We start from the raw sequence: 23,987 nt of genomic DNA, 5'->3' as shown, positions 1-23,987 counted from the left end.
AAACGCAGCGCCTCGCGAACGTCCGGCGATCGCGGGACGGGCCGCGGCGCGCAGAGAAAAGCGACCTCAGGTGCGCGGCCGGGAGCCGTCGTCGCCGCGCGCTCGCGCGGCGCGGCGTGCCCGTCGACGAGCGTGGCGCCGCGTGCCGCCCCGGCGGACGGCACGCGGCGCTCGCCTCAATGACAGTTGAAGCAGGACGCGTCCCACGCAGGAGTCACGTCCACGGCGCCGTTCAAGTGCAAGGCCGGGTTCGTGATGGCCGTGCCGGTCGCGTTGGCGTCCGAGTGACACAGGTCGCAGTTGCTGCCGCCCCCGTGGGCACCGAGGTGCCACGAGCCCGTCTGCGGTGGGTTCCCGTGGCACGACCCGCACGTCGCCGGCCCGTCGCTCCAGCGCGGCGCCGCTCGCTTCCCGGCGTAAGCCACGCTGTAGTTGCCGTCGAAGAAGAAGTACGTGAAGGTGCCGGAGTAGTTGCCGTGACAGTACGTCGCGGCGCAGGTGCCGGCCGTGCGGTCCCAGCTCGGAGCGGCGCCGCCGGTCCGCGCCAGCCCGCCCCAGGTCACCGTCACCGTGGAGCCGTCCATGTGACCCGCGTCGAGCGCGTCGACGGGCTTCACGTGACACTCCGTGCACGCGTAGGCAGCCGCCGTGGCGTTCGCGGTCACGTGCGCCGTGTGCGCCCCCACGCGAAGCGCGTCGGTCTCGTGTCCCCAGGTGCCGGAGGGCGGGGCGCCGGTCGTGTCCGCGACGCCGCCGTGGCACATGAGGCAGCTCGTGCGCCAGGCGGCGCCGTGGCACGTCGCGCACGACGTCGTGGCGGAGCCGCCCACGCCGTCGAGGGTCGTCCCGTGGCAGCCCTGGCAGCCCGCGATCCCGGCGTTCGCCGAGTACGCGTGGAAGCCCGCGCTCGCGGTGTCCATCCATCCGGCCGGGTGGCCGCCCGACGCCTGCACGAGGCCGTCGAGGTGCTTGCCGCCGGCCGCGGGCGCGATCACGGTCCCGGTCGCGTCCATCGTGTCCGGGTGGCAGGAGGTGCAGCGCGTGAGATCGGCCGTGGCGGTCGGGTGCGGCGACGGCGGCGGCAGGCCGTGGCAGGTGCCGCACGCGGCCTCGCCGAGGCCGACGCGGGTCCAGATGGGCGCGGTCTTCGTGCCGCCGCCCATCGTCCCTCCGTGACAGTAGACGCTGGAGCAGGTCGCGGTCGCGCGGTCCCAGGACGGCGCCGCGTTCCGTGCCGTGGCGACGCCGCTGAACGTCAGCTCCGCCGTCCCGCCGTCCACGTGGCCGCCCGCGAGCGCGTCGGCAGGCTTCACGTGGCAGACGCCGCAGTCGTAGGCGGGCGCGATGGCGCTCCCGGCGCCGTGGATGGTGTGCGCGCCCACCCGGACGGTGTCGGCCGCGTTCCCCCACGTCGCCTTCGGCGGCGCGCCCGACGCGGTCTCCGTCCCGCCGTGGCACATGACGCAGTTCGCCTTCCAGCTCGCGATGCCGGCGGGCAGCCCGACGTCGTGGCACGTCGCGCACGCCGAGCGCGCGGCGCCACCGGCGAGGTCGGCGCCGTGGCAGTCCTGGCACACGCCGAGCCCGGCGTTCGCCTGGAACGCGTGGAACCCCGGGCTCGCCTGATCGACCCAGGCCGCATCGTGCGCCACCAGCGCGACGGTGCCGCCGAGGTGGTTCCCGAGCGTGTGGCAGCGCTCGCAGTCGGTCCGGGTCGCGTTCGCGGCCACCGCGGGGTGACCGGCGGGGAGCGACGTCGTCGCGTGGCAGTCGACGCAGGCGAGCGGGCCGGGCGCGTCCCAGGCCACGGACTTCGCCGGCCCGCCCTTCGGGAAGTGGCAGGCGACCGTGCAGGTCGTGGCGGTCGTCGCGGTGTGCGGCGCGATGGTGCCGCCCGCGGTCGTGGTGCCCCCCGGGAACGTGTAAGGCACCTCGAACCCGAACGTCGCGCCCGTCGGGTGACAGGTCGAGCACGCGAACATGTTGAGGTGTCGCGCGTGGACGCCCGTCTCGGGGCAGTTCGTGCCCGACGAGAGCGCGGACGCGTGGGCCGCCCGCGGGCGGAGCGCCGAGGCCGACGTCGGCTCGGGCGTGGCCGGCGACCCGCCCCGGCCGCACGCGCCGAGCGCGACGAGCGCCGCCGCCGCGAACGCGAGACCCCGCGCTGAACGGAACTCGTCCCACCCACGCCTGCGCTTCATGGCGGCCCCTTCGTGGCGCTCCGGAAGCCCTCTCCCGACACGGCTCGGCATCGCGTCCACCCTCGGCATCGGCGTCACCATGTCTCGCTCCCGTGGCAGCTCAGGCTGGAGCACGACCGCGTCGAGGCGTTCCAGGTCCCGGTCACGGAGCGGCCGCTGTACGTCCCGCCGAGCTTCACGTTGTCCGCGCCGTTCACGTGGAGCGTCCTGTCCACGAACCCGTTCGACGCGTTCACCACCGCGTTGTGGCAGTTCGTGCAGGGCACGCTCCTGCTCTGGTGCGTCGAGTGCCGGCCGGTGCTCGGCGGGTTGCCGTGGCAGGACGTGCAGCCGACCTGCGTCGTGCTCGTCCACGCCACGGTCGCGCCCGAGCCGGAGTTCACGCCGCCCGAGAAGCGGCCGTGGCAGTACGTCGAGGCGCAGGTCGCGCTCGTCGCGCTCGTCCGTGTGTAGGTCGCCGGCGCGCCGCCCGTCTTGGCGAGCGTGCCGAGGACGACCTCGGCGATCCCGTTGCCGTCCACGTGGGCGGTGTCGGTCCTGACGCTGGTGGTCCGCGCCGGGTGACACTGCACGCAGCCGAGCGGCGCGGCGATGGTCGTGGTCGCGTGCGCCTCGTGGACGCCCACGCTCACGTTCGTCGTGACGGTCCGGCCCTGGATGTCCACGGGCGGGTTCTGGCGGCCGCTCGTCGTGCTGCCGTGGCAGAACGTGCAGTTCGTGTCCCAGCTCGCGAAGCCGGCGCTCGTGTGGCAGCTCCCGCACGACGTGGTGGCGCCGAGGTCCCCGTGGCAGCTCTTGCAGCCCGCGAGGCCGGTGAGGTTCGCCTGGTACCCGTGCTGCGTCTTGTCCGACCAGCCGGGCGCGTGCGGCGAGGCCTGCGCCTCGACGACCCCGTTCACGTGCGTCGCGAGGTTGACGCTCGTCTGCGTGTAGCCGTCGTGGCAGCTCCCGCAGGCTGTGTTCGCGCTGTGCGGCGCCGGGGGCGGCGCGCCATGGCAGGTGCCGCAGGCGGCCTGCGTCCCGTTCACCGTGGTCCACGACGGCGCGTTGAGCAGGTCCCCGCCCACGAACTGCCCATGGCAGTAGCTCGAGGAGCAGGTGGCCGTGACCGGATCCCAGGCGGGAGCCGCGCCTCCTGTCTTGGCGAGCGTGCCGAAGGCGAGCTGCACCGCGGCGTCGGCGTGGCTCATCGCCGTCGGGACCACGTGGCACTCGGAGCAGGCGATCGGGTTCGAGTAAGCGCCGCCGGCGAGGTGCTGCTGGTGGGCGCCGACCGCGAGGGACGTCGTGAGCGTCTCGCCATTCGTGCCCACCGGCGGAGCCGCGTTCTGCGCGGAGCCGTGGCACGACGTGCAGGAGAGCGGGACCACGTCGAGCGTCCCGTTCACGTGCGTCGCGAGGTTCACGGTCGTGGCCGTGTAGCCGGTGTGGCAGTTGCCGCAGCTCGGGTTCGAGCTGTGCGGCGCGGGCGGCGGCGCGCCGTGGCAGGCGCCGCACGCGGCCTGCGTGCCGTCCACCGCAGTCCACAGGGGCGTGGTGTTCGAGCCGCCTGCCGCGAGCGTCGCGCCGTGGCAGTAGTTCGTGCAGGTGAGGGCCGTCGTGTCGAACGACGCCCCCGCGCCACCGGCCGACGCGAGCGGACCCCAGGCGAGCTGGGCCACGCCGTCCTTGTGGTTCATGCCCGTCGGCACCACGTGGCACTCGGCGCAGGCGACCGGGTTCGAGATCGCGCTACCCGCGAGGTGCTGCTGGTGCGCGCCCACAGCGCGCGTCGTGGTGAGCGTCTCGCCTGCCGTGCCCTGCGGCGGCGCGGCGTTGGTGCCGTTGCCGTGGCAGGAGTTGCAGGCCATGGCGCTGATCTCGACCGTGCCGTTCACGTGCTGCGCGAGGTTCACGCTCGTCGCGGTGTAGCCCTCGTGGCAGCCGCCGCAGCTCGTGTTCTGGGTGTGCGGCAGGGGCGGTGGCGCGCCGTGGCAGGTCCCGCAGGCGGCCTCGGCCGCGCCGCCGGTCCAGGTGGGCGCGTGGTTCGTCCCGCCCGCGCCGAGGGTGGCGCCGTGGCAGTAGGTGGACGCGCAGGAGACGGCGACCGGGTCGAACAGCGGCGCGGCGCCCTGGAGCGTCGCGCGGCCGCCGAAGGCGAGCAGCACGGTGCCGTTCGCGTGGTCCATCGCCGCCGGGACGGGGTGGCACTCGGAGCAGGCCGCCGGGCCCGCGAGCGTGCCGGCCGCCGGGCTCACGTGCGCGAGGTGCGCGCCCACGGCGCGGGTGGTGGGCTCCGTCTCACCGCGCGTCCCGAACGGCGGCGCCGATTTCACGTTCGCGTCCGCGCCGGCGGGCGCCTGCCGCGCCTGATCGCCGTGGCAGGTCTGGCACCCGTAGGTGCCGACCCCGCCGCCGCCGACCTGGACGTAGCCGTCGTTGTGCGTGCCGTCCGGCACGACCTGGTTGCTCGCGTCGACCGTCGTCGGGTGGCAGCCGTAGCAGTTCGAGTCCGCGGGGTGCGCGCCGCCCTTCCGCGTGGCCGTCGGCGGGAAGCCGTGGCAGCTCTGGCAGCCCTGGCCGGAGATGTCGAGCGTGCCGTTGTTGTGCGTGGCGGTGAGGACGCCGGACGCCAGCATGCTGGGGTGGCAGCTCTGGCAGGCGGTGTCCTGCGGGTGCGGCGCCGCGGGCGGGAAGCCGTGGCAGTTGGCGCAGTTCGGCGTCACCGGGGAAGGCGTGCCCCAGCGCTGGTAGCCGTGGCAGCCCGTGCTCGAGCAGGTGCGCGTGGTGCGGTCGTAGAACGCGAACGGCACGTCGGCGACGTTGTTCATGTGCGTCGCCGAGTTCGTCGTGGTGGTCGAGTAGCCCGTCCCGTGGCAGCGGCTGCACGCGTACTCGCTGTGCTCGAAGTGCTCGCCCGACGCCGGTGGCACGCCGTGACACTGGTTGCAGCTCTGCCGCGCGGCCTGGCCGGTGCGGCCCCAGTACTCGCTCCCGTGGCAGCCGATGTTGCTGCAGGTGCGGCGGGTGGGATCCCAGCCCGAGAGCGTCACGTCCTGACGCGCGTTGCGGTGGAGGACGGGGTTCTCGCTCGTCGTCGTGTAGCCCGCGTGGCACCGGTCGCAGGTGATGCGCTCGTGCAGGTGCTCGAGGTGCTCACCGGTCATCGGCGGGATGTCGTGGCAGCTGTTGCAGCCGCTCGGGAAGTCCGAGACGCCGTTCACGTGCGTCGCCTTGCGGACGCTCGTCGACGTGTAGCCCGGGTGGCAGCGGATGCAGTCGGCGTCCTGCGGGTGAGGGGCCGGCGGCGGCGCCCCGTGGCAGGTCGTGCAGGTGACCGGAGCCGGATTCGTCCAGGTCGGGCTGTGGTCCGTGCCACCGCGGCCGAGCGTCGAGCCGTGGCAGTAGGTGTTGGAGCAGGTCTGGCCGTCGAACGTGGGCGTGGCCCCGTCCATCGTGGCGAGGCTGCCGAAGGTGACCTGCGAGACGCCGTTCGCGTGGTCGAAGGTGGTCGGGACCGCGTGGCAGTAGCGGCACTTGTTGGGGATGGAGAGCCCGTTCCCGCGGTTCACGTGCGCCTGGTGCTGGCCGACCGAGCGCGACGCGGAATCCGTCTCGCCGCGCGAGCCGTACGGCGGCGCCGCGATGGCGAGCGGGTCCGCCTGCATGACGAGCACGCGCGAGTTGTCGCCGTGGCAGGAGGAGCAGGTGAGGTTCTCGGCCTCCACGAGGCCGTTGATGTGCTTCGCGAGGTTGACGCTGGTGATCGTGTAGCCCGGGTGGCAGTTGTCGCAGATCTGCGTGCGCGGGTGCGGGGGCGGCGGAGGCGTGAGGTGGCAGGTGCCGCAGGCGGTCTGGGCCGCGCCGCCCGTCCAAACCGGCGCCTGGTTCGTGCCGCCGCCGCGGAGGAGCGCGCCGTGGCACCAGGTGGAGGAGCAGGCGAGAGTCTGCGGGTCCCAGATCGGCGCCGCGCCGTCGGTCCGGGAGAGGGTGCCGAAGGTGATCTCCGGTGTGCCGTTGGCGTGGTCCATCGAGGCCGGCACGACGTGGCACTCCGCGCAGTCCATCGGGCCGCGGAGCGGGCCGCCCGCGAGGTGCTTCTGGTGCGCGCCGACCGCCCGCTGCGTCTCGAGCGTCTCCCCGTGGGTGCCGGCGGGTGGCGCCGCGTTGGTCGCGGAGCCGTGGCAGGAGTTGCAGGAGAGCGCCACCTCGACGGTGCCGTTCACGTGCGTCGCGAGGGCGACGGAGCTCGCCGTGTAGCCGGAATGGCAGCCCTCGCAGGCCGCGTTCTGAGGGTGGGGCGCGGGAGGCGGCGCCCCGTGGCAGGTCCCGCAGGCCGCCTGCGTCCCGTTCACCGTCGTCCAGGCGGGTGCGTTGAGCGGATTACCACCCACGAACTGGCCGTGGCAGTACGTCGAGGAGCAGGTGGCCGTCGCGCGATCCCACTGCGGGATTGCGCCGTTTCTCGACGCGAGCGCACCCCAGGCGAGTCCCACCCCGCCGTCGGCGTGATCCATCGCCGCCGGCACGAGGTGGCACTCCCCGCAGGCAATCGGGTTCGAGACGACCCCGCCGGCGAGGTGCTGCTGGTGGGCGCCCACCGCGAGGTCCGTGGTGGCCGTCTCTCCGCGCGTGCCGTAAGGCGGCGCAGCGTTCTGCACCGAGCCGTGGCACGAGGTGCAGGTCATGCTCTTCACGTCGAGCGCGCCGTTGAGGTGCGTCGCGAGGTTGACCGACGTCGCGGTGTAGCCGACGTGGCAGAGCTCGCACGCGGGGTTCTGCGTGTGCGGCGCCGGCGGGGGCGCGCCGTGGCAGCTGCCGCAGGTGACCTGCGTGCCGTCCACCTTGGTCCAGAGCGGCGTCGTGCTCGCGCCGCCGGCGGCGAGCGTCTGGCCGTGGCAGTAGTTGGCGCAGGTGAGGGCCACCGGGTCGAAGCCCGGGACCGCGCCGCGCGCCGAGGCGAGCGGGCCCCAGGCGAGCTGCACCGGCCCGTCGGCGTGGCTCGTCGTGGTGGGGACGACGTGGCACTCCGTGCAGGCGAGCGGGTTGGAGATGGCGCTGCCGGCGAGGTGCGTCTGGTGCGCGCCCACCGCGCGCTGCGAGGTGAGCGTCTCGCCGCGGGTGCCGCGCGGCGGGGCCGCGTTCGCGGCGGAGCCGTGGCAGGAGGTGCAGGTGACGGTCGCGTCGATCTTTCCGTCCACGTGGAGGGCCGCGTTCACCGTCGCCGCCCCGTAACCGCTGTGGCACTCGCCGCAGGCGGGGTTCTGCACGTGCGGCGGGGGCGGCGGCGCACCGTGGCACGCCGAGCACGCGCGCTGCGAGCCGTCGGTGACCGTCCAGATGGGAGTGCGGCTCGCGCCGCCGGCGAGCGTCGCGCCGTGGCAGTAGGTGTTGGAGCAGGTCGCCTGCGCGCGGTCCCACGTGGGCGTCAGGATCACGCCCTGCACGGCGAGGCCGGTGAACGCAACGGTCGCCGTGGTCGCGTCCGCGTGGCCCGCGGAGAGCGCATCCGCGGGGACGGGGTGGCAGATCGCGCAGCCCACCGGGCCCGCGAGCGCGTGCGCCGCGGCGACGTGAGAGGTGTGCGTCCCGATGCGGACCGCGTCCGAGGCATTCCCCCACGTCGTCTTCGGCGGCGCGCCGGTCGTCCCGTCCGTGCCGCCGTGACACAGCGTGCAGGTCGTCTTCCATGAAGCGCCATGGCACTGCGCGCAGGACACCGTGACCGAGCCGCCGACGCCGTCCAGGTTCGCCCCGTGGCAGGGCTTGCAGCTCGCGAGGTCGCGGTTGGCGGAGGCGGCGTGGAACTCGGGGCTGGCCTGGTCCATCCAGGTGACGCCGTGACCATCCGGCGAGCGGGTGCCGCACGGGTGGCAGGCCTCGCAGGTGAAGCCCTTCGAGGCGTAGAGCTCGTGGGCGGGCGATCCCGCGCGGGCGACGAGCGCCGCGGACTGGGCGCGCGGCGCCGCGCGGTCCGCGGGGCGCTGTGCGCCGGAGTCGCCGCAGGCAACGGAGAGGAGGAGCGTGAGGGCCGCCGCGAGCGGCGGGAGCGAACGAGGCGCGCGTGCGCGGCCGGAGGGCTGGCGCAGCGCGGGGCGCGACGCGCGAGTGCGTCGGGTCGTGTCGGGCACGGCGACCTCTCCCTCACGCGCCGGGGGAGATCTCGGCGTCGTGAAACTGACCACACGTGGAAAGGGCGACCTTAGTGAACGGAAGTACACCGAGAGTTGACCGCCATCACACGACCAGTGCGGCGATGCGTCGCAGCGCCCCGGGGGCGCGACTCTCGAGAGCGTGGATCGGTCCTTCGCGTGGCACTCGTTGCAGCGCCATGGTTGAACTCGCCGTTCGCCATCTCCATGCCGGCGGCGGCGTCGATGCCCCGCAGGTCGCGACGCCGCCGCCGTCCAACGAGCACGGAACAGGGAACGGCCACGGCGAGCGCGACGAGCGCGCCCGCGGGTTCTTTCGAAACGCATCGCTAGGGTCCCCCAGGCTCAGCGCAGAAGTGGCCCCGCGCGCGGGGACGAAGCCGGCGAACAGGTGCACGCCGCACCGCTGGCCCCGCAGCGCAGGTGGCGGAAGTCTGGCGTTCCCGCGCCGCTTGACGCTGCGGAGAGGCCCACGCGATAACGGCCGCGTCCCAGGGGGCGGACGGGAGCGCGATGAATCTGAATCTGGGTGAGGCCGCGGCCGCGACGGAGCGCCTCCTCGGCGCGTCGCGGCGAGTGATTCTCGCGGCGGCGGGCGTGGTCGTGTTCGCGCTCGGTATCTCGCTGCTCTCCGCGCACCGCGACCTCGACTACATCGTCTGGGCCTCTCACTACGTCGCGGAGGGACGCTGGAACGTCTACCAGGCCGTCTACGACGGCCCCGCGCGACCGTTCATCGAGGGGTTCACGTATCCGCCGCTCGCGTACCTGTGGTTCGGCGCGATCGTGGCGGTGGGAAAGCTGTTCGGGCTCTACGGCTACGCGCCCTGGCTCGTGCCGCAGCCGCTCACCGCCGCCGAGTACCTGCTGCCGAGGCTGAGCTACGTGCCGGCGCTCCTCCTCGTCGCGTGGACCGCGCGCCGCTTCTGGGAGCAGTTCCTCCGAAAGGACGGGGAGGACCTGGGAGGCCACGCGTTCCTCGCGGCCCTCACCTCGCCCATCCTGCTCTTCGTCGGGTTCGTGTTCGGGCAGTTCGACCTCCTGCCTTCGGCCGCGACCTTCCTCGGCGCCTACCTCGTCGCGACGCGCCGTCCCTTCGTTGGCGTGCTCGCCCTGTTCGTGGGCATCTGGCTCAAGAACTTCCCGGTCGTCTTCCTCGTCGTCCTCCTGCCGGTGCTCGTGACCGAGTTCGGCTGGCGGCGCGCGCTCGCCCCGCTCGCCGCGGGCGCCGCGGTGAGCGCCGCCATCGTGGCGGCCTTCTGGAGCCCGGGGTTCCGGGAGGGGTATCTCGCGTTCCGCAACCACGGGTACGACGCGATCTTCTGGGACGGCCCGGTGCGCACGACGCTGACGGAGTGGCTGCTCGCCGGGCTCCTCGTCGCGAGCATCTGGATGAGCCTCTTCCGCGGGCTCGCGCTCTGGCAGAAGGTCGCACTCCTGTACGCCGGCAGCGTGGTGTTCCTGCTCGCGCCGCGCTACTGGTTCCCCCAGTACATGGCGTGGGCCGCGCCGGCGCTCGTCCTGTTCGTGCTGGTGGCGCTGCGGCACCGCTCCGCCTTCTTCCCGCTCGCCTACGCCGGCCTGAACGCGCTCTACCTCGCCGCGACGTTCGTGCTCTTCCCGGACAACGTCGACACGAACATGTTCCGCGCGCTCGCTCCCGCCGTGCCCGGGCTCACGGCGAGGCTCCACCTCGAGGCGCTCGCGGGGCCGCTCTGGACCGCGATCGCGGTGCTGCTGCTCGCCCTCACCGGGTTCTTCGCCGCCGACGTGGCGCTCGACGATCGCCCGGGCCGCCGCCCCGAGCCGGTGCGCCCGCTTCCGCCGAAGCTCCAGCTCACGGCAGTGGCGGTCGCTTCCATCGCGCTCGTGGCGCTGTACGTCGCCGCCCACGTGGCGAACGTGTTCGCGCCGGTCGCGGGCTGAGCCGCCGGCGTGCCGCCGGTCGCCGGGGGACGTCGCTCGTCCGCTAGGGCCTCGCCCCGTCGCGCTCCGACTCCGCAGCACGCGCGCCGGTGTCGGGCTCCGCGCGCGCTCTCTTCCTGTAGAGCCACCAGGGCCCCTCGCGCGCGGCGAGCTCGAGGGGCTCCGTCGCCTCCCGGAACAGGAACCCGCCGGTGTCCTCGAAGGAGCGCGCGAGGAAGTAGTCGTACCAGCCGTCCGTCGCCCAGGTGAACTGGTCGGGCCGGAGGTTGAGCGTCGGAGTCATGGGGGGCTTCGCGCCGGGCCGGTACCGCACCACCTGCGCCGAGGTCTCGGCGAACGAGTACCCGAGCACGCCGCCACGCCTCGCCTGGATCCACGCCCCGAAGTGCAGGTAATAGGGCGCGCCCGGCAGGGCGTCGCTGTACGAGCGCCACGGCAGCGCGACGAGGCGCGGGGCCGGCGGCACCGCGTCCACGATGCGGTCGAAGCCGCGCGCCTCCGCGTCGAACCTCCGGAAGCGGGCGGTCCACACCGACATGCAGGCGAGCGTGAGGAGCACGAGGCCCGCCCGCGCGAGCGCCGTCCTCCTCCCGGGACGCGCCGGGGCGCTCAGCGCGAGGAGCGCGAAGGGCACCATGAACACGGTCAGCCGCTCGTAGATGAACGAGACCGCGAGCGCGTGGTGGGGCAGCGCGAAGTAGAGCGCGAGCACGAGGGCGAGGGGGGCGAGGCGCCCGAGATCCCGCGGCCGCGGCGCCCGCGCGAGGAGAACTAGCGCGGCGAGGGCGAGCGCGATCGTGACGGAGAGGATCCCGGAGGTCTCGCCGTCCCGCAGCACGTCGGGCGCCGTCCCGAAGATCATCCCGGGGAGATCGGTGATCCGCCTCGCGGTGTCGACCCAGATCGTCGCCTCGTCGGCGTGCCTGGAGGCCGCCGCGAGATCGCCCATCCTCGCGCGCGCGATCCAGATCATGAGCGGGACGGGCGCGGCCAGGGGGAGCGAGCGGAGCAGCGCGAGCCGCCAGCCGGGCGCGCGGTGGACGATGACGGCGAGCGCCGCGCATGCGGCCACGGCGAGCGCCATGGCGTGCGCGAAGAACACGAGCACCGTGAGGAGGCCGAGCTCCAGCGCGCGCCGGGGCGAGGGGCTGGAGGAGCTCCGGATCGCCGCCGCGACCAGCGCGACGGCGAGCGGCGCCGCGACCAGGTACGGGAGGAAGCCCCAGTGGAACGAGAAGCTGAACGCCGCGGGGAACGCCGCGAGCGAGGCCCACGGATCCCCGTCCGCTGCCCGGAGGAGGCGAGCGGCGGCGAGGGGAAGCGCGATCACCGCCAGGCTCACGACGAGGTGCAGCGCCGCCGGGATCCCCGCGAGCTCCGCGAGGGCGCGCACGAGGAGCGGCGAGAGCACGTAGGGCGTCGCGAGGTCGAGCCGGACGCGGTCCGCGAATCCCCACCCCGGGTCGCGCAGGTGCATCCACATCGACGCTCCTGCGGCGTGCTGGGGGAGATCGACCATGGGCAGGTAATCGACCGACCAGATCGGGACCAGCGTCGCGATCGCGCACAGCAGGAAGGCGGCCGGGTAGATCGGCTCGACCCGGATGGCTCGCGGCGCGGGCCGCGCGCCGGCGTCTCCTGCGAGCGGCGGCGTTCTCATGGCCCGGCGCGCAGGCGGCCTCGCACGAGCGCCAGCGCCTCCTCGATCTCCGCGTCCGTCCCGCGCGCGATGCGCGACGCCTCCGCGAGGACGTCCGAGGCCTCGGCGAACCGCCCGGCGCGCGCGAGCGCCGCGCCGAGCCAGTAGCGGTAGTCGACGTTCTCCGGATACCGCCGGACGAGCGGCTCGAGCGCGGCGATCCCCTCCAGCGGCGCGTTGGAGACGGTGAGCATCCGGCCCAGGTCGCGCCGGAACTGGCGGTCGGGCCGGAGGGCGTCGGCGGCGTCGCACTCGGCGACGGCGGCCGCGAACCGGCCGGTGCGGAGGAAGAGCAGGCTCCGGGCGCGGTGTCGGGAGGCGGGACCGCGGACGGTGCGCGACGCCTCCTCCAGGTCCGCCACGGCCTCGGGGAGACGGCCGCGCGCGGCGAGCTCCTCCGAGAGCTGCCAGTGCGCCATGAGGCTCTCCGGTGCTGCGCGCACCGCGGCGGCCCAGAGGGTGAGGTCGTCCTGGAACGCCGCCGCGCGCGTGGCGGTGACGACCGCGAGGAGCGCCGCGACCGCGCCCGCTCCGGCGAGCGTGGCGCGGCGGTGGCTCGCCGCGAGCCTCGCGAGACCCGCCGCGGCGAGCGCGACGGGACCCATCAGCGCGACGTACTGCAGGTGGTTCGAGGCGGGGCCGAAGCGCAGGTACGCGATGTCCACGAGCCCGAGGACGGGCAGGAGCATGAGCGCGTGGAAGCCGAGGGCGAGGAGGACGGGCCGACCCCAGCTCGCGCGGCGCGACCACAGCAGCGCGAAGCCGGCCGCGAGGCCTAGGAGGGGCAGGTAGAACGCGGGCGATCCCGCGGCCACGGGCCACTCGGGGTAGACGAACGCGAGGCGAACGGGGAGGAGCGCCCGCTCGAGATACGACACGAGCGCCCAGCCCGCGCCGCCGAGCCGCTCGCCGAGGCCGCGCTCCGGCAGCCACCCGTCGGTCATCGCCCGGACGCGCTGGAACCAGATCGTCGCGAGCCCGGCCGCGAGGGCCACGGCGAAGAACGGGGCCGTGCGCACGAGGTCGCTTCGATCGATCCGGCCGCGCCGGTACCAGGCGAGGAGGAGGAGCACCACCGGCAGCATGACCACGGACGTCTTCGCGAGGAGCGCGAGCGCGAACAGCAGCAGGGCGACCGCAAGCTCGCGCCGGCGTCCCCTCCGCTCGCCGTGAAGCCACGCGAGCGCGCTCCCGAGGAACAGCGGCGCGGAGAGCGTGTTCTTGAGCTCCGAGATCCAGGCGACCGACTCCACCGTAACCGGGTGGACCGCGAAGAGGAGCCCGGCGAGCCACGCGCCCGGGAGGCCGAGCGCGCGCAGCACGCGCCAGACGAGGATCGCCGTCGCGGCGTGGAGCAGGACGTTCGTGAGGTGGTAGCCGAGGGGCGCGTCGCCCCAGAGCCGCGTCTGAATCCACAGGACCGTGTACGTCAGCGGCCAGTAGTCCTTCGCCGCGGCGCTGAACCAGATGTCCGCAAGCGATCCGCGGACGATGGGCCCATCGGGCAGGAACTGGTGGTCGTCGAACACGAACCCGGCGCCGAGCGCGGGGAGATAGGCGACCAGCGCCACGATCGCGATGGCGCCCGCCGCCCAGGCCGCGGCGCTGCGGGTGTTCCTCGGGAGCATGAGGGCGCCGAGTATACCGGCAACGGGACGGGTCGATTTCTCTGGCGCCGCGCGGAGCGGGCTGCCGCTCGACCGCCGGCGAACCCGCCGACGCGCGACGGTGCCCTGTGCGACTCGGTGTGCCTGTGCCTGCGGTGAGTCGAGAGCGCATCGCGCTCGGAGGCGAGATGCGCGCAGCGCCTCGTCCGCCCGGTCGTCAACGCCTTGGGGTAAGCTGCGCGCCTTCCAGAGGAAGCTGCGGAGCGCGCGCGGCGTTCAGGACGAGGATGGCCCGAACCAAGGAGAGCGCTGGCGGTCGTTCAGAGGCGACCGCCGGCGAGCCGAGCGGCGCGCGGCCGTCGCATCGCGGCGGCGAGCCCTTCACCCCGCCCGCGTCCGCGGCGCGCCGCTGGGCCGTCCCGGCGCTCCTCGTCCTCGCGATCGCGCTGACGTACGGGAACGCGCTCCGCAACGGCTTCGCGTGGGACGACCGGCAGATCATCGTCGAGAACCCCACCGGCCACTCGCTCTCGAACCTGGGCGCCGTGCTGACCGAGTGCGACACGACCGGCGGCTCGACCCCGTACTACCGCCCCGTGAACCGGGCGCTCTATCTGCTCGATTACCAGCTCTTCGGGCTCGGCGCGTGGGGGTACCACCTCGTGAGCGTGCTCTGGCACGCGGCCGCCGCGCTCCTCCTCTTCGTCGCCGCGCGGCGGCTGTTCAGGGCCGAGCTGCCCGCCGCGCTCGCCGCGCTCCTGCTGGCCGTCCACCCCATCCACGCCGAGCCGGTGAACTTCATCTCCGGGCGGAACAACGTGGTGGCCACCGCGTTGGTGCTGGCGGCGCTCGCCGCGTACCTCCGGGCGCGGGACGAGGGGAGGCGAGCGTGGTACGGCGTCTCGCTCGGTGCGTTCTTCATGGGCCTCCTCTGCAAGGAGCCCGCGATCATGCTCCTGCCGCTGCTTGGCGTTTTGGAGGCGCTCTCGGGAGCTCCCTGGCGCGAGGTGGTGAGGAGGCGGGGCCCCATCCTCTCCGCCTTCGCGGGCGTCGCGGCGCTGTACCTGGGGCTCCGCGCGGTCGTCCTGTCCTCGGCGCTGGGCGCGCAGGTGTCCTACACGCGTCCGGGCGAGGTCCTCTCGAACGTCCTCCACATCGTTCCGAAGTACGCGGCGGTGACGCTGTTCCCGCGCGAGCTCACGGCCGTCTACTCGCGCCCGGGAAGCTATTTCTCTCACCCGCTCGCCCTCGTGCTCGCATGGCTGCTCCTCGCGGTCGGGATGTTCGCGGTCCTGCGCCGCAACAGGCTCGTCACCCGGTTCGGCGTGGCCTGGGCGGTCCTCAGCTTCCTGCCGGTGAGCACCATCGTGTGGTTTCCCAGCGCGGAGCTCGCGGAGCGCTACCTGTACCAGCCGCTCGTGGGCGTGTGGCTCGTCCTGGCGGATCAGGCCTGGCGTCTCTGGCAGGCCCGGCCGCGGCTGCGGAGGGCGCTCGGGCTCGCGGCGGTCCTCGTGCTCGTCGCGCTCGCGGCACGCACGGTGGCGAGGAACCCCGACTGGCGCGACGACCGGACGATCTTCGCGAGCGCCGTGCGGGTGGAGCCGGACAACGCCGACGCTCACTTCGCGCTCGGCGACGCCCACGCGCGCGCGGGCGAGCTGGGGCGCGCGAGACACGAGTGGGACGAGGCGCTCCGGCTCGATCCCAGGAACGTGCTCGCGCTCACGAACTTGGGCACCTACTACGCGCAGCGCGGCGAATCGGCGCGCGCGGAGCAGTACTTCAGGCGCGTGCTCGAGGTGGACGAGCGCGACGACATCGCCCATTTCAACCTCGCCTTGATCGCGGAGCGGTCCGGTCGGGTCGAAGAGGCCGTCGCCCATTACAGGCGTTTCGTGGAGACCGAGCGCAGCGGCCGAGCGGAGCTCGTCGCGAAGGTCCGCGCGCGCATCTCCGCCCTCGAGGGGCGTCCCGCGGCAGATCAGTAGGTGTGCAGCGGCGCGCCGCCGGCGCCCGGCCGCGTGCCTCGCGTTCGTCCGGGCCGCGCGCGCGGCTCGCGCGGCGCTCCCTCTCGCGTCGCGGATGCCTGTTCTCGGGTCCTCCCGTGCTCCCGGTGTGTCTGGCGATCGCGGGTACGACATTGCCGTACCTCGTCTTCTGCGGTGGCGCTGGGTGTGGCGCTTGCCCCAACCACACGTGCCCCTGGGTCAAATGGCGCAGCGCAGGCTGTCACCGAGATGTGGGAGACGCGGATCTGCCTGGATTTCGGCGCTCCTGGGCTCGGTATCGCCCTTGCACAACGGGCTGCCAACGCTCATGGCCCGCTTCTCGACCGCCATCCTCGCCGTCTTCCTCGCCGCCTCCGCCCACGCGGACGCGCCGGCGGGCCTGCGGACCCGGTATGGCTACGACCTCTCGAGCCTGAGCGGCCGGATCGCCTCGAGCTGGGCCGCGCTGTCGTACGACCGCGCGAACCGCGAGCTCTTCATGGTCGACCGCTCGCAGGGGATCGTCCACGTCTTCACCGACCTGGGCATCGAGACCTACAGCTTCGGCGACGAGTCCGACATCGGGACCATCATCGGCGCCGTGCCGCTCGAGAGCGGCGAGCTGCTCGTGCTCACGTCGGTCGGTTCCACGTGGGCGCTGTGGCGCTGCAACTTCCGCGGCGAGCCCCTGGCGAAGATCGAGATCAAGGGGCTGCCGGAAGGTTTCGCGAAGGACTTCGCCCCGAACGCGCTCCAGCGCGCGGCCGGTCGGACCTTCCTCGCCGACAAGGGCGGGATGAAGGTGCTGGTGACGGACGACGCGGGCGCGACGGTCGCCACCTACGAGCTGCGCGACCTCCTCCAGTTCGACAAGCGTCACCGCGACGATGCGATGAGCGGCTTCAACGTCGATCGGGACGGGAGCCTCCTCATCACCGTCTCGCCGATGTTCCAGGCCTTCGTGGTGTCGCCCAAGGGCGAGGTGCGGAGGTTCGGGACGCACGGCAGCGTGCCCGGCAGGTTCAACATCGTCGGAGGGATCGCGACGGACGAGAAGGGCAACTACCTCGTCACCGACCTCCTCCGCGCCGTCGTCATGGTCTTCGATCGCGAGTTCGAGTTCCTGGGCGAGTTCGGGTACCGGGGGGACGATCCGGACAACCTCCTCGGCCCCCTCGACCTCGTCGCCGCCAACGGCAAGATCTTCGTCGCGCAGTCCGGAAACCGGGGAGTGAAGGTCTTCCGGTACGAGTGACGGAAGGTGTCGCAGCAGGAGTTGCAGTCGCAGTGAGCAGAAGTGAGTGCAGGGGAGTGGTACCCGCAGCAGTACGGCCCCGTGAAGTCGCAGAGGGCCACAACACACAAGGGGAAACAATGAAGTTCACCAAGTTTGCCGTTGCAGCGGTCGCCGCGCTGAGCTTCTCCAGCGCGTACGCTTTCCACGACGGCGGCGTCGCGACCTGCGACGGCTGCCACACGATGCACAACTCGAAGGGCAACACTGCGATGGCGCGGAAGGGCGCCAGCACGCAGTTCCAGGGCTTCGCCTACCTGCTCCAGGGTAGCGACCAGAGCTCGACGTGCCTCAACTGCCACGCGGCGGCCGACGCGGCGCCGAAGAGCTACCACGTCATGACGACGGGCGGCGGCGTGGTCGAGATGACCCCCGGCGGCGACTTCGCGTACCTGACGAAGAGCTACGTCACGACGGTCCGTGGCGCGCCGTACACGAACGCGGCCGACAAGCACGGCCACAACGTCATCGCGGCCGACTACACCCTCGGCGCCGACACGAAGCTGACGACGGCTCCGGGCGGCAACTACGACGCGACGAAGCTCTCCTGCATCTCCTGCCACGATCCGCACAGCCGCGCCCGCATCATCGACGCGGCCGGCACGATCGCCTCCTCCGCGCTCGGCGCGAAGGTCCTGCCGATCGACGGCTCCGGCTCCTACGGCGCCACCCCGACCGTTGACGCGGCCGTCGGCGTGTACCGCCTCCTCGCCCCTGCGGGTTACGTCCCGATGTCGCTCCCGACCGCCACGGCGTTCGCGAACGACCCGCCGATCGCGGTCGCTCCGTCGACCTACAACCGCTCCGAGGGTTCGTTCGACACGCGCGTCGCCTACGGCTCGGGCATGTCCGAGTGGTGCGCGAACTGCCACGGCTCGATCCACAACAACGGCATCAATGCCGGTAACACGAAGCTCATCCACCCGGCCGGCAACGGCGCGCTCCTGACGGCGCAGGCGAACGACCTCGCCGGCAACCCGCTCGGCACGACGATCGCGGCCATCTACAACGCGTACAAGGGCTCTGGCGACCTCACCGGCACGCAGGCCGCTTCGTACGACTCGATGATCCCCTACGAGGAGGGCTCGGCGAACGTTGCTGCGCTCGCCGCGCACGCGGTCATCGACGGCACGCAGCTCGGCGGCCCGACGACCGGCACGGAGAACGTGATGTGCCTCTCCTGCCACCGCGCGCACGCCACGGCGTTCCCGCAGCTCTCCCGCTGGAACAACAACGCGCCCTTCGTCGCGGTCGACGGTCAGTGGCCGGGCAAGGACGCCGTTGCGGGCACGGAGATGGCGAACGGCGAGTTCAACCAGGGCCTGACGCAGGCCGAGTACAAGGCGGCGATGTACAACCGCCCGGCGACGCGCTACGCCTTCTTCCAGCGCTCGCTCTGCAACAAGTGCCACGCGAAGGACTAGTCGGCTCGCGCAGCACGCTGGTGTAGTATGAGGAGGGGCCGCGCGAGCGGCCCCTCCTTTCTTTTCCAGGGCCGATTCATTTCGTCGCGGGCGCGAATAGGCCGCCAGTCCGGTTGTTCGCCGAGGGAAGCTCGCGAGAGCGGAGCGCGCATGCGAACACGAACCGTCCCCCAGGCCGTGGTCCTCGCATCGGTGCTCCTCGCCTGCGCCGCGCGGCCACGGATCGCGGCGCGCGAGCCGCTCTCGGGCGAGGGCGACCTCTTCGTCTACGTACAGCCGTTCTCGCCGGAGGCGGAGAAGCTCGCCGTCACCGTCCGCTCCGTCGCCGCCGTGACGCAGCAGGGCGAGAGCGTCGCGCTCGAGCTCGTCCGTCCCGTGCTCTCCGGCCGCGACGCCCGCCACCAGCGCCTCTTCGCCCACGGGCGGCTCGCGCCGGGGCAGTACGCAGGGCTACTCGTGGACGTCTCCGACGCCAGCCTGCGCTCCGAGGGAGGGATGTCGAACCTGCTCGTGCCGCAGGCACCCACGCGGCTCGAGGCGCGGTTCGACGTCAGGAGCGGCGGTGCGCGGGTCCTCCTGCTGTACCTCAAGCCGGCGGAGGCGATCGAGCGCGGCTACGGCTTCACCCCCGCGTTCGCCGTGGCCACCCCCGAGGTCCCCGTGACCACCCTCGCCGGCGCCTCCTCGAGCACGGGCTGGAACGACGTGTTCGTCCTCGACAAGAAGGCGCGGCAGGTGGTCGCCGCCGTCCCCACCGGCCGCGAGCCTCGCGGCATCGCCCTCGACGAGCGTCAGCGCCGCGCCTATGTCGCGCTCGCCGGCGACGACGAGGTCGCCGTCGTGGACCTCGTCTCGGCGGAGACGCTGTCGCGCGTGCGGCTCAGCGCGGGAGACCGGCCAGGCCAGGTGGCGCTCGCGCAGAACGGTCAGGTGCTGATCGTGCTGAACGAAGGCTCCTACACGGTGAGCTTCGTCGACACCGTGAGCTGGACGGAGCTCGGCCGCACCGTCGTCGGTCCGGAGCCCGAGTGGCTCGTCCTCGATACCTCGGGACGGCGCGCCTACGTCCTGAGCCGGCGCTCGAACACGATCACCGTGGTGGACACCGTCGCGCGAACGACGCTCAACACGGTCCCGACGGAGCCTGAGCCGCTGCGTGCCACCCTCAACTCCGCCGGGAACCGGCTCTACGTCACGAACGCGAGCTCTCCCTACGTCACCGTGCTCTCCGTACCCGACCTCGCGGTCACGGATCGAATCTTCGCCGGGCTCGGGGCGGGCGCGATCCTGGTCGATCGGCGGACGGACCTCCTCTACGTCGCGATGCGGGGCGAGCCCCGCGTCCAGGTGTTCGATCCCTTCTCGCTCTTGCCGATCGACACGCTGGAGCTTCCCGGCGCCGCCTCGTGGATGGTCATCGACGACGTCGAGAACACGCTGTTCCTCCTCATGCCCGAATCCCGCGCGATCGCGGTCCTGGATCTCGCGAGCCGCGCCCTCCTGTCGATCACCGACGTCGGTGACGATCCCTACGGGCTCGCGATCGCGGGGGCGCGTGGGCGATGAGGAGGCTCTCGCGAGCCGCGCTGGTCCTCCTGCTCGCGGCCTGGGCGAGGGCAGGCCGTGGGGACGGGTGGTCGGCCGTCATCGAGGAGCAGTACACCAAGACCGAGTCCACGGTGACGGATCAAGGTGCGGAGGCGCGCACCTCGTCGGTCGACACGGTGCTGCAGCGATATCGGCTCGCGCTCGACAAGTCGTTCTTCCCTTCCTTGAGCCTCGCAGGAGGTGGGCAGTACGAGGACGCCAAGACCTGGCAGGGCGGGATCGGCTCGGCCGACACGTCGTACTCGAGGCTCGCGAGCATCTTCGGACGGTTGACCGTCGGCAATCCGGTGCTGAATGGTCGGGGAAGCTATGACCGGCGGCAGGAGTGGGCGCGCGCGCTCGATCTGCGCTCGCCAGCCCTGGTCCTCGAGACGCTAGCCCTCGACACCGCCTGGAAGCCACTCGACCTGCCCCTCATCACGTTCCGAGCGAGCCGTCAGAACTCGTTCGACGTCGATCGGGCTGCCCAGGATTCGAGGAACGACGCGTTCCTCCTGACCGCCTCGTACAAGGCCTCGAAGTCGCTGCTGGTCGGCTACTCCGCGCGGTACGACGACAACGAGGACCGCCTCCACGGTACCCAGCAGACCGCCGTCGGGCAGACGGGGCGGGTCACGTACGAGGACCGCTGGTTCGCGCGGCGCACGCTCGTGCACCTGACCTACGACGTGCAGTCGACGTTCGCGAACACGACGGTGCGCGACATCGGCGCGGAGATCCCCACCGCGAGGATCCCTCTCGCCGGGCTGTCACTGGTCGAGACCTTCCCGACGCCCGAGGCGGTGACGCTCGTGCCGAACCCCGCGCTCGTGGACGGGAACACGACTGCGGGGGCGGGGCTCGACATCGGGTTCTCTCCCCGGACGAAGGGCGACTCGAACGCACGCGAGATGGGGGTCGAGCTGCCTACCATCCCCGCGACCCCCGTCAACACGATCCATGTCTGGGTCAACCAGCCGCTCCCCCAGCTCGTCTCGAGCGCGTTCCGCTTCAGCGTGTACCAGAGCGACGACAACGAACGCTGGACGCCGGTCGCGCTCGTGGGCCCGGTGGTGTTCGGGATCTTCGAGAACCGGTTCGAGCTCCGCATCGAGGAGACCACCGCGAGGTACGTGAAGGTGGTCACCTCTCCCCTCGACCCCGCGGTTACCATCGATCCCAAGTACGCGGACATATTCGTGACCGAGCTGCAGTTCTTCCAGACGGTACCGGCCGAGGCCATCCGTGGGCGCAGCAGCGCCCTCCTCAACTCGGCCAGCGCGAGCGCGAGGACGGTCTTGCTCCAGTCGCCGAACCTGTCACACGATTTTTCGCTTCAGATCGCTCGCTCGGACAGGCGGACCCCTGGGCGCGACACCGCCGAGAGCCGGCTGGCGCTCACGAACGGGCTGTCGCTCGCCCACAAGCTCGCGCAACCCCTTGCGATGAACGCACGAATTGCGCGTCAGGATTTCTTTGCTGAGGCGACGCACACCGGCATCCTGACCTACGGCGCTGGACTCGCGTACACGCCGCTCCCGGCGATGAGCCACGCGGTCAATTATTCCGGCGCGTGGCGTCAGGGCACGACCGGGAATTCGCTCTCGAATGCCCTCACGATGTTCAGCAGGGCGGAGCTCTATCGCGGCGTGAGCGTCTCCGGCAACGGGGGCTACACCCTGTCGCTCCTCGAGCGCGGTCAGCGATCGACCGGGCTGATCGGGGGAGCGACGGCGAGCCTTCGCCCTCACCGGGTCTTTCAGCTCTCGGGGGGGTATCGCGTCGCGAGGAACTCCACCTCGGGCGGTGGAGTGCCGGCGAGCACGACCACGCTGGAGCAAGCCGATGCGAGCGCCTCGTTCAGTCCCACCGAGGCGCTCTACGCGAGCGCGTCGGTGACGCGGATCATTCGCGGGGCGCGCCCCACCACGCTCGCGAGCTTCGGGCTGGGGTGGTCGCCGCTGCAGGGCGGAGATCTCACGCTGCACGCGACGTATTCGAAGAGCCTCGACACGTCGGCCGAGGCGGTGACTCAGCTCGTCTCGCCCTCGGCGCGCTGGACCATCCGGCCCGGCACCTTCCTCGATCTCGTGTACGTCATGAGCGACTCCAGCGCGCCGGCCCAGGACGCGATCTCGCACCTGTTCACCGCCAACCTGACGGTGACGCTGTGACGGTGGCCCGCATGTTGCATTGGAGCCGCGCCATGCTGATCCCGCGCAAGAAAGCGTGCACTTTGATCGCGACCCTGCTCGCGACCCTGCTCGTGGCGTGCTCGGGCCCAGGAGCGCGCCGACGCTATCAGAACGCGGAGATGGACTTCGGCTCGGTGCACACGGTGCTCGTGATGCCGTTCTCGAACCTGAGCCGCGACTCGATGGCGGGCGAGCGCGTCCGGGACGTGTTCGTCAACATGCTCCTCGCGAGCGGCTCGATCTACGTCCTCCCTCACGGCGAGGTGATCCGCGGCGCGAGCCGGGTGGGCGTCGTGAACTCCTCGGCACCCAACGTCGAGGAGGCGGTCAAGCTGGGCGGTCTCCTCAAGGCGGACGCGGTGATCACGGGAGTCGTCCGCGAGTACGGAGAGCTCCGATCGGGGACCGCGACGGCCAACGTCGTGTCACTCAGCCTGCAGCTCATCGAGACGCAGACCGGGAAAGTCGTCTGGTCCGCCTCCACCACCAAGGGAGGGGTCGGCTTCGGCGCGCGGCTGCTGGGCGGAGGCGGCGCTCCGTTGAACGACGTGACGGAGGAAGCCGTTGATGACCTCCTCAACAAGCTTTTCAAGTAAGGTCTCCGTCGCCTTCCTGGCGCTCGCGGTCTCCGTCGCGTGCGCCGGATCCCGGGCCGCGGCGCCGTCGCCCGGAGCAGCGCGGGCTGCCGTGACAGGGGCAGATTCGGCGTCCTCGCGCGCGGAACCCGAGAAGCCGCGAGAGCGTCCGCGCCTCGCCGGCCGGCGTATCGCGGTGCTGCCCATCGAGAACCTCAGCGGCGGGATCGTCCCAGGAAAGCACCTCCTGAAGCTCCTCTCGCTCGCGGCTGCCCGCGCGGGCGCCGACGTCGTCGAGGGGAATCCCGTCGACGAGTTCCTCTCCCGCCGACGCGTCCGCTTCACGGGAGGCATCGACGCCGCCACCGCGAGCGCCGCCCGCGAGGAGCTCGAGGTGGACGCGGTGCTCGTCACCTCGGTGCTGCTCTATCACGCGGGAGCGCCTCCGAAGATCGCGATGACGATGCGGCTCGTCGGGACGGACGAGCGACCCGAGATCCTGTGGATGGATGGTGCGGTGCTGAGCGGCAACGACGAGCCGGGCCTCCTGGATCTCGGGATCATCTCGAGGATGGATCGGCTCGAGCGGAACGCGCTCGCGCGGCTCACCGACTCGCTCGCCGGATTCCTCTCCGGTCACGGCTCTCCCGTCACGATGTGCCCGGCGGAGCGCCGCTTCGAGCCCAGGATCAGCTTCCGCTCGCGCCGCTTCGCGCCCGGCGCCGCCTCCGTCGCGGTGCTCCCGTTCGTGAACCAGACGGAGCGGAGAGGGGCGGGCGAGGCGCTCGCGGTGGAGTTCGTCCGGCACCTGTCGTCGCTCGGAACCGTCACGGTCGCCGAGCCCGGCGTCGTGCGCGACGCGCTCATCCGCTACCGGATCGTCCTCGAGGGCTCGCTCTCGCTGCTCGCGGTGCGCACCGCGACGGAGGTGCTCGGGACCGATCTCGTGCTCACCGGCGTCGTCCGCGAGTACGACGACGTGGGGCCCGTGCCGAAGGCGGACTTCACGGTGACCCTCATCGACACCCGCACCGAGGAGGTGGTCTGGGAGGCGACCTCCGACCACCGCGGCGACGACGACGTCGTGCTCTTCGATCGCGGGAGGGTGAACACCGCGACCGCGCTCGCGTGCCGCATGGTCCGCAGCGTGGTGGACGGGATCGCCGCTGCGACGAAGCCAGGCCCGCGTGATCGCCCTTCCTCGCTGGAACGGCGGACCGTGGAGCGCCGGGCGCGTGAGCAGCGCGCCGTGGGCGCCGTTCGCCGCGTGCGGCACGAAGGCTGAACGGGCGCGTGCCGCGGGGTGCCCTCCCCACGTCCGAGGCCGGCAGCGAAAAACGATCGAATCATCGAGGGGCCA

General features: G+C 72.4%; 12 protein-coding genes. 8 read left to right on the top strand and 4 right to left on the bottom strand.

Annotated features, from left to right (window positions below):
- Window positions 1-176: 176 nt before the first annotated feature.
- Together MNY60_RS05775 and MNY60_RS05770 are read right to left on the bottom strand one after the other, a co-directional pair.
- Window positions 177-2,201, bottom strand: coding sequence for a CxxxxCH/CxxCH domain-containing protein (locus tag MNY60_RS05775; RefSeq protein ID WP_242360178.1), 2,025 nt, complete (start codon window positions 2,199-2,201; stop codon window positions 177-179).
- Window positions 2,202-2,275: 74 nt separating this feature from the next.
- A complete protein-coding gene (locus MNY60_RS05770) occupies window positions 2,276-8,311 on the bottom strand; it encodes a CxxxxCH/CxxCH domain-containing protein (RefSeq protein WP_242360177.1) in 6,036 nt (2,011 codons plus the stop codon).
- Window positions 8,312-8,845: 534 nt separating this feature from the next.
- Between MNY60_RS05770 and MNY60_RS05765 the strand changes: the two genes are divergently transcribed.
- Window positions 8,846-10,258, top strand: coding sequence for a hypothetical protein (locus MNY60_RS05765; protein WP_242360176.1), 1,413 nt, complete (start codon window positions 8,846-8,848; stop codon window positions 10,256-10,258).
- A 43-nt stretch (window positions 10,259-10,301) separates the two neighbouring features.
- Here MNY60_RS05765 and MNY60_RS05760 read toward each other — a convergent pair whose 3' ends face one another.
- The gene (locus tag MNY60_RS05760; RefSeq protein ID WP_242352471.1) at window positions 10,302-11,918 is read right to left on the bottom strand and encodes a hypothetical protein; all 1,617 of its coding nucleotides are present in this window, start codon (window positions 11,916-11,918) and stop codon (window positions 10,302-10,304) included.
- Window positions 11,915-13,585, bottom strand: coding sequence for a glycosyltransferase family 39 protein (locus tag MNY60_RS05755; protein ID WP_242360175.1), 1,671 nt, complete (start codon window positions 13,583-13,585; stop codon window positions 11,915-11,917). The genes MNY60_RS05760 and MNY60_RS05755 overlap by 4 nt, the downstream gene beginning before the upstream one ends.
- Window positions 13,586-13,851: 266 nt before the next feature.
- Between MNY60_RS05755 and MNY60_RS05750 the strand changes: the two genes are divergently transcribed.
- From MNY60_RS05750 to MNY60_RS05720, 7 genes are all read left to right on the top strand, one after another.
- On the top strand, window positions 13,852-15,552 hold the full coding sequence (locus tag MNY60_RS05750; protein ID WP_242360174.1) for a tetratricopeptide repeat protein: 1,701 nt from the start codon (window positions 13,852-13,854) through the stop codon (window positions 15,550-15,552).
- A gap of 328 nt (window positions 15,553-15,880) precedes the next feature.
- Window positions 15,881-16,807 (top strand): hypothetical protein, encoded by a 927-nt coding sequence (locus MNY60_RS05745; protein ID WP_242360173.1) that lies wholly within the window; start codon window positions 15,881-15,883, stop codon window positions 16,805-16,807.
- A 119-nt stretch (window positions 16,808-16,926) separates the two neighbouring features.
- Window positions 16,927-18,270, top strand: a complete 1,344-nt coding sequence (locus MNY60_RS05740; protein WP_242360172.1) for a cytochrome C — start codon at window positions 16,927-16,929, stop codon at window positions 18,268-18,270.
- 150 nt (window positions 18,271-18,420) lie between these two features.
- Window positions 18,421-19,836, top strand: coding sequence for a hypothetical protein (locus tag MNY60_RS05735; protein ID WP_242360171.1), 1,416 nt, complete (start codon window positions 18,421-18,423; stop codon window positions 19,834-19,836).
- Window positions 19,833-22,031, top strand: a complete 2,199-nt coding sequence (locus tag MNY60_RS05730) for a hypothetical protein (RefSeq protein WP_242360170.1) — start codon at window positions 19,833-19,835, stop codon at window positions 22,029-22,031. Before MNY60_RS05735 ends, MNY60_RS05730 begins: the two co-directional genes overlap by 4 nt.
- A 62-nt stretch (window positions 22,032-22,093) precedes the next feature.
- Entirely contained in the window at window positions 22,094-22,648 is a 555-nt protein-coding gene (locus MNY60_RS05725; protein ID WP_242360169.1) for a GNA1162 family protein, read from the top strand.
- Between the two features lie 175 nt (window positions 22,649-22,823).
- Window positions 22,824-23,912, top strand: coding sequence for a hypothetical protein (locus tag MNY60_RS05720; RefSeq protein WP_242360168.1), 1,089 nt, complete (start codon window positions 22,824-22,826; stop codon window positions 23,910-23,912).
- The last annotated feature ends 75 nt before the right edge of the window (window positions 23,913-23,987 follow it).

It is taken from the genome of Anaeromyxobacter sp. SG17 (assembly GCF_022690695.1).
Lineage (GTDB): Bacteria > Myxococcota > Myxococcia > Myxococcales > Anaeromyxobacteraceae > Anaeromyxobacter > Anaeromyxobacter soli.
The sequence above is the reverse complement of the archived record's forward strand: the minus strand, read 5'-3'. Positions and strand labels throughout refer to the sequence as shown.